This window comes from Streptosporangium subroseum, from assembly GCF_900188345.1.
GTDB classification, from domain to species: Bacteria; Actinomycetota; Actinomycetes; order Streptosporangiales; family Streptosporangiaceae; genus Streptosporangium; species Streptosporangium subroseum.
In genome coordinates this window covers 82,243-88,242 of sequence record NZ_FZOD01000040.1, presented here as the reverse complement: position 1 = coordinate 88,242, position 6,000 = coordinate 82,243, and the positions used below count along the sequence as shown (strand labels likewise).

Genomic DNA, 6,000 nt, shown 5'->3' with positions numbered 1-6,000 from the left:
CGCCCGGCACCGCGATCTCCCTCATGGTCGACGACGCCCGCGCTGTAGCGTTCGCTTTCAATCCATTGCAACGTGCACGGGAATGACCGTTGCATTACTCTCAAGGCCATCGCAACGATTTTACCGTATCTGCCTGCATAAACGCCGATTATCCGCAACGAGCATGTTGCCCTGAATTGGAATGCAACGTAGCGTTTCCACTGTCAGAAACAACAAGGCACGGGAGCACACCATGCAGAAGTTCGCCACCCCCACCCCGATCACCACCATCATCGACATCCCCGCCGGCCGCCTCCAGCTCATCGCCGCCGACCGCACCGATGCCACCGTCGAGATCCGGCCCACCAACCCCGCCAAAACCCGCGACGTCCAGGCCGCTGAGCAGACCACCGTCACCCACACCGACGGCATCCTGCGCATCCACACCCCCCAGCCCACCCACCAGCTGTTCGGCCCCTCCGGCTCCCTGCAGATCACCGTTCAACTGCCCACCGGCTCCCACCTGCAGGCCACGGCCGCCGCCGCCGAACTGCGCGGCGTCGGCCGCCTGGGCGACATTGCCTTCGACGGCGCCCACCACCAGATCAAAATCGACGAAGCCGCGAGCGTCCGGCTCACCGCGATCGACGGCGACGTCGAGATCGGCCGCCTGGGCGGTCCCGCCGAGATCAGCACCACCCGCGGTGACATCCGCATCACCGAGGCCGCACGCGGCACGGTGGTGCTCAGCACCCAGTCCGGTGACATCTCGATCGGCGCCGCGGCCGGGGTCTCGGCCGCTTTGGATGCCGGTACCGGCTACGGCCGCATCAGCAACGCCCTCAAAAACAACGGCAGCGCCGATCTCGACATCCGTGCCACCACCTCCCACGGCGACATCACCGCCCGCAGCCTCTGAACCCACCCCCTCCGACCTCGCACCCTCTGACGGAGCATCCCTCATGACAAACCTGGCCATCGCGGCGAACGGACTGCGCAAGTCCTACGGCGACAAGGTCGTGCTCGACGGCATCGACCTGGCCGTCCCCGAAGCAACGATCTTCTCCCTGCTCGGCCCGAACGGCGCCGGCAAGACCACCACCGTCCAGATCCTGTCCACCCTGATCGCCGCCGACGGCGGCACCGCTGCCGTCGGCGGCCATGACCTGGCCCGCAAACCCGACGACGTGCGCGGCGCGATCGGCGTCACCGGCCAGTACTCGGCCGTCGACAAGCTGCTCACCGGCGAGGAGAACCTGCTCCTCATGGCCGACCTCAAGCACCTGTCCCGCAGGGACGGCAAGCGCAAGGCCGCCGAACTGCTGGAGCGCTTCGACCTCCTCGACGCGGCGCGCAAACCGGCCGCCACCTACTCCGGCGGCATGCAACGCCGCCTCGACCTGGCGATGACCCTGGTCGGCGACCCCCGCCTGATCTTCCTGGACGAGCCCACCACCGGCCTGGACCCGCGCAGCCGCCGCTCCATGTGGCAGATCGTGCGTGAACTCGTCGCGAGCGGCGTCACCATCTTCCTGACCACCCAGTATCTGGAGGAGGCCGACGAGCTCGCCGACCGCATCGCCCTCCTCGACCACGGACGGCTGATCGCCGAAGGCACCCCCGAAGAGCTCAAGCGGCTCATCCCCGGCGGCCACATCGAGCTCACCTTCGCCGACACGCACCTGCTCGACGCCGCTCGCCACCTGTTGGGTACGGGGATCGCCGACCCCCAGGCGCTCACCCTGCAGGTGCCCAGCGACGGCGGCGTCCGCGCGATCCGCGAACTGCTCGTCGTCCTGGACGAACACTCGATCGACATCGCCGACCTGAGCGTCCACACCCCCGACCTCGACGACGTCTTCCTCACCCTCACCGGCCAGCACAAGGAGACCACCCGATGAGCACCCTGACCCTTGCCGTGCGCGACTCCTCCACCATGGTCCGGCGCCAGCTCAAGCGCCTGATCCGCTACCCGTCCATGACCGTGCAACTGGTCGTCACGCCCGCAATCTTGCTGCTGGTGTTCGTCTACGTCCTGGGCGGCACCCTGGGCAACGGGCTCGGCGGTGGAGGCGGCGGCCGTGACGCCTACGTCAACTACATCGTCCCCGGCATCCTGCTCATGGCGGCGGCCACCGCCGCGACCGGAACCGCCGTCATGGTCGCCACCGACATGACCGAAGGCATCATCGCCCGCTTCCGCACCATGCGGATCTATAGGGCCTCGGTCCTGACCGGCCACGTCGTCGCCAGCGTCATCCAGCAGCTGCTCGGCATGATCGTCCTCATCGTCATCGCCCTGGTGATCGGCTTTCGCCCGAACGCCACCGCGATCGAGTGGCTGGCCACCGCCGGCCTGCTCACCCTGTTCGCCATAGCGATCACCTGGCTGTCGGTCGCCCTCGGCCTGAAGTCCCCGACCCCCGAGGCGGCCAGCAACGCCCCGATGCCCCTGGTCTTGCTGCCCTTCCTGGGCAGCGGCTTCGTGCCCACCGACTCCATGCCCACCGTCCTGCGCTGGTTCGCCGAATACCAGCCCTTCACCCCGATCATGGAGACCATCCGCGGCCTCCTCCTGGGCACCCCGATCGGCAACAGCGCCGCCATCGCCCTCGCCTGGTGCGTCGGCCTCACCGCCGTCTCCTACCTCTGGGCCAAGAACACCTTCAACAAGGCCTGACCGTGAAATGGGCCATTCAGGGCCGTCAGACCAATGGGTCTGACGGCCCTGAACCTTTTCGCCCGTCGCCGCGTCCTGAACGCCGCGACCGCCGAATTCTCCGCCCACGGCCTCTCCGGTGCCCGCACCGCTCGCATCGCGGAGAGCGCCAAGGCCAACCAGTACATGATCTACGCCTACTTCGGCTACAAGGACGGTCTCTTCGACGCCGTCCTCGAACGCAACGCCACGTAGCCGACGCCGGAGCCCGCCGCTCCCTGTGCGTGGCCGCCCGGGACGTGATGTCCGCGGGGGGACGTTGGTCTGGCGCTGGCAATGCACGGGCACTCTTTTGGTTCAGATGTGGGCCTTTCATTGCATGGCCGCTTATCTGGCGATTACCGTCAAAGGTGACCTGACCTGGACTTGTGTAAGAAGGGAGGGCCATCTTGGGAGGCAGACGGGGATCATTTCTTCCGGATTCGCTTCAGGCGCGCACCACACTGGCGGTCGCGGGCCTGGCTTTGATCTTCCTTACCATGATCGGTGCCGGCCTCGACTTCCTGGTTCTGGACAGGGCCCAAGAGCAGGTTTTCCAGCAAGCCCAGCGAGTCGCCACCAACTGGCTCGGGTCCTTCCAGCCCGGCAGCACGCCGCCGCGGCCGATCCCGAAGACTCGCATCAACCTCCTCCAGCTCATCGACTCCCACGGCCGGGTGGTGGTGGCCAGCGCCGCGGCGGCGGGCAGGTCGGCCCTGAGCACGGTGATGCCTCCGGTCGACGATCGGATCCAGGATGACACCCAGTGCTTCCCGCAGGGCGGGTGCGTCATGCTCTCCGCAGTCCGGCTCTCTCCGATAGAGACGCGCGAGCTTTGGCGAGGTGTTCCCCACTTCGTCTACGCGGGAATGACTGAGCCGCCCATCCTGGCCACGTACCGACTGGAGATTCTCACCGGCGCCGGAATCCTGCTGACCACCGGCCTCGTGGCGGGGGGGAACTGGTGGGTGGGAGGCCGTTCCCTGCGTCCCGTGGCGGCGATCCGCGCGACCATGGAGGAGATCACGGTGAGCGACCTGAGCCTGCGGGTGCCCGAGCCCTCCGGCCGCACCGAGTACGCGCTGCTCGCTCGCACCGCCAACCAGACCCTGGCCCGGCTGGAAGAGGCGGTGAAGCAGCAACGCAGATTCGCCTCCACCACCTCTCACGAACTCAGGACCCCGCTCACCGGCCTGCACACCCGGCTGGAGGAGGCGGTGCTCTATCCCGACGACGTCGACCCTCACGAAACCATTCGAGAGGCGTTGTCGATCACTCGCCGGCTGGAGACGATCGTCGATGACCTGCTGGTGCTGGCCCGCCTCCGCGCGGGCGACGCGGTGGCGCACGAGCCGATCGACCTCGGCGCGCTGGTCACGGAGGAAGCGGGGGCCCAGATGGGCGGCGTGCCGGTTCACGTCCACGTCGACCGGGATGTGACCGTCCAGGGCAACCGGATCCAGCTGATCCGGGTCTTCGACAACCTCCTGGCCAACGCCCGGCGGCACGCCGACACCAGAATCGAGGCCACCGCCGAGCGCGCGGCCGGTCAGGCCGTGGTCACGGTGACCGACGACGGTGACGGCATCGCGCCCCAGGACCGCGAACGCGTCTTCGAGCGCTTCGTCCGCCTGGACGCCGGACGGCGCCGCGAACCCGGGGGCAGCGGGCTCGGCCTGGCCATCTCCCGCGACATCGCCCACGCCCACAACGGAACCCTGCGGGTCGAGGACTCGCCACGAGGCGCCCGATTCGTGCTTCGGCTGCCGTTGATGGACGCGACCGGGCGGCCGCCCATCGGTGAAGCCTCTCCCGGCGCATTTCACGTCGTCGACGAGGGGCAGACGCCCGCATGGCGGATCTGACCGGCGCCGAGCTCGTTCAGGGCGGAATGGTGACCGCCGCTGGGGCTGGTGATGCCAAGGGAGGCACGCCGGCGCAGGATCGATTCAGGGAGTCCATGGTGTCCAACGACCAGGAAGTCACGGACGAGTTCGTAGCCACGTTCAACGCGCATGATTTCGAAACGGCGGCGAGTTTCTTCGGCCCGCGTGCGATCTACGTCTGTCCGGGTGGCATCGCCGAGGGACGTGAGGAGATCGCGTCCTACTTCGCGCTCTACGCCGAGGGAATGCCGGACATCAAAATAACGCCACACAGCGGAGCCGTATGCGGAGATCTCGTGGTGAGCGAGTGGACGGCCACCGGCACTCATACCGGGCCGTTCCTGTTGCCCACCGGAGGAGCCGTCCAGGCGACCGGCCGGCGCGTCGCCATCCGCGGCTGCGACATCCGCACCATGGAGGACGGGCTGATCGCCAGCCAACGTGTCTACTACGACCAGTTGGAGATGCTCACCCAGCTCGGTGTCCCCTGCATCTCCGAATGACTCACAGACTCAGGAGATCGGCGGTCGCCGGCTCCCGAGGGCGGGGGCCGTGGCGGCGTCCGGCTTCTCCGCGCCCTGTTCGGATCTTTTGTCGAGTGCTTCACCGGCCGCGACCTGTGGGATCAGGACACTTGGGACGGGGTGGCGGTCCAGGTGTCGCAGGCGGCGGGAGAGACCGCGCGGTAGCCACGATTGAACCAGCGGACCCGGTTGGCGCCGGTGCCGTGGGCGCGGTGGTCGCGGTCGTCGCCGCTGGCGCGGAGCGTGTCGGACAGCGACTTCCAGTCCTGCTCGGTGCGTGACGACGAGCGTCGTACGCTGCCCAGGAACACGCCTGACAGGCAGTCCGCCTGAAGTTCGTAGCGGCGGCCGAGTTCGGCCTGGTGGGCGTGGTCGGAGCGGACACGGGCCTCGTAGCGATCTCTGATGCCGGTGAGGCTCTGCAGGTGGTGGCCGTACTCGTGGGCGGCGGTCTTGAGGGGATACAGATCGGTCCGGTTCTCGATCCAGTCGCCGGTGAGCGGGAACACCAGCGTGGCCCGTTCGGTGCAGTAGAAGGCCGCCACGTAGACCGGCCAGGGTATTCCGCAGACGCGCTCCACGGGTTCTTCGTAGAAGGCGACCGTGGGCTTGCGGAACTTCAGCCCGGCGCGAGCGAAATGGGCGGACCATGATGTGTTCAGGCATTTCATGGCCGCCGCCAGGTATTCACGCGTCCTGGGGATGCCCAGATCGATGATCGGCGGTTCCGGGCACGAGGTGGCCGCCAGCCGGCCGGTCTTCAGCAGCGAGCTCTTGGGCGAAGCGGCCTGCGCGACCCCGGATGGCAGGACGGCGAGGCACAAGGCCACCGGGAGAGCCCGTCGCGTGAAGGCGGCCAGGCGTCGGAGAGATCGCGGGGAACCGGCGCCGGGCGGGAGGGAGCGCATGACCC

At 68.0% G+C, this 6,000-nt stretch carries 7 protein-coding genes; 6 read left to right on the top strand and 1 reads right to left on the bottom strand.

The features are described from left to right. Positions 1 to 232 precede the first annotated feature (232 nt). The 6 genes from CHC08_RS31170 to CHC08_RS31145 all read left to right on the top strand — a co-directional run bounded on the left by CHC08_RS31170 (position 233) and on the right by CHC08_RS31145 (position 5,066). On the top strand, positions 233 to 898 hold the full coding sequence (locus CHC08_RS31170) for a DUF4097 family beta strand repeat-containing protein (RefSeq protein ID WP_089210953.1): 666 nt from the start codon (positions 233 to 235) through the stop codon (positions 896 to 898). A gap of 43 nt (positions 899 to 941) precedes the next feature. After that, complete coding sequence (locus tag CHC08_RS31165) at positions 942 to 1,880, top strand: ATP-binding cassette domain-containing protein (protein ID WP_089210952.1); 939 nt, start codon at positions 942 to 944, stop codon at positions 1,878 to 1,880. Continuing rightward, the gene (locus CHC08_RS31160) at positions 1,877 to 2,659 is read left to right on the top strand and encodes an ABC transporter permease (RefSeq protein ID WP_089210951.1); all 783 of its coding nucleotides are present in this window, start codon (positions 1,877 to 1,879) and stop codon (positions 2,657 to 2,659) included. Before CHC08_RS31165 ends, CHC08_RS31160 begins: the two co-directional genes overlap by 4 nt. A gap of 33 nt (positions 2,660 to 2,692) precedes the next feature. Further along, complete coding sequence (locus CHC08_RS31155) at positions 2,693 to 2,893, top strand: TetR/AcrR family transcriptional regulator (protein ID WP_089210950.1); 201 nt, start codon at positions 2,693 to 2,695, stop codon at positions 2,891 to 2,893. A 284-nt stretch (positions 2,894 to 3,177) separates the two neighbouring features. Next, positions 3,178 to 4,542, top strand: a complete 1,365-nt coding sequence (locus tag CHC08_RS31150; RefSeq protein ID WP_089210949.1) for a sensor histidine kinase — start codon at positions 3,178 to 3,180, stop codon at positions 4,540 to 4,542. After that, entirely contained in the window at positions 4,530 to 5,066 is a 537-nt protein-coding gene (locus tag CHC08_RS31145) for an ester cyclase (protein ID WP_089210948.1), read from the top strand. Before CHC08_RS31150 ends, CHC08_RS31145 begins: the two co-directional genes overlap by 13 nt. Positions 5,067 to 5,188: 122 nt before the next feature. Here CHC08_RS31145 and CHC08_RS31140 read toward each other — a convergent pair whose 3' ends face one another. After that, positions 5,189 to 5,917, bottom strand: a complete 729-nt coding sequence (locus CHC08_RS31140; protein WP_245878668.1) for a neutral zinc metallopeptidase — start codon at positions 5,915 to 5,917, stop codon at positions 5,189 to 5,191. Positions 5,918 to 6,000: the final 83 nt, after the last annotated feature.

Bases quoted from the DNA above. Each gene is read 5' to 3' on its own strand.
- CHC08_RS31170 (WP_089210953.1), top strand. From the start codon at position 233: ATGCAGAAGTTCGCCACCCCCACCCCGATCACCACCATCATCGACATC.
- CHC08_RS31165 (WP_089210952.1), top strand. From the start codon at position 942: ATGACAAACCTGGCCATCGCGGCGAACGGACTGCGCAAGTCCTACGGC.
- CHC08_RS31160 (WP_089210951.1), top strand. From the start codon at position 1,877: ATGAGCACCCTGACCCTTGCCGTGCGCGACTCCTCCACCATGGTCCGG.
- CHC08_RS31155 (WP_089210950.1), top strand. From the start codon at position 2,693: ATGGGTCTGACGGCCCTGAACCTTTTCGCCCGTCGCCGCGTCCTGAAC.
- CHC08_RS31150 (WP_089210949.1), top strand. From the start codon at position 3,178: ATGATCGGTGCCGGCCTCGACTTCCTGGTTCTGGACAGGGCCCAAGAG.
- CHC08_RS31145 (WP_089210948.1), top strand. From the start codon at position 4,530: ATGGCGGATCTGACCGGCGCCGAGCTCGTTCAGGGCGGAATGGTGACC.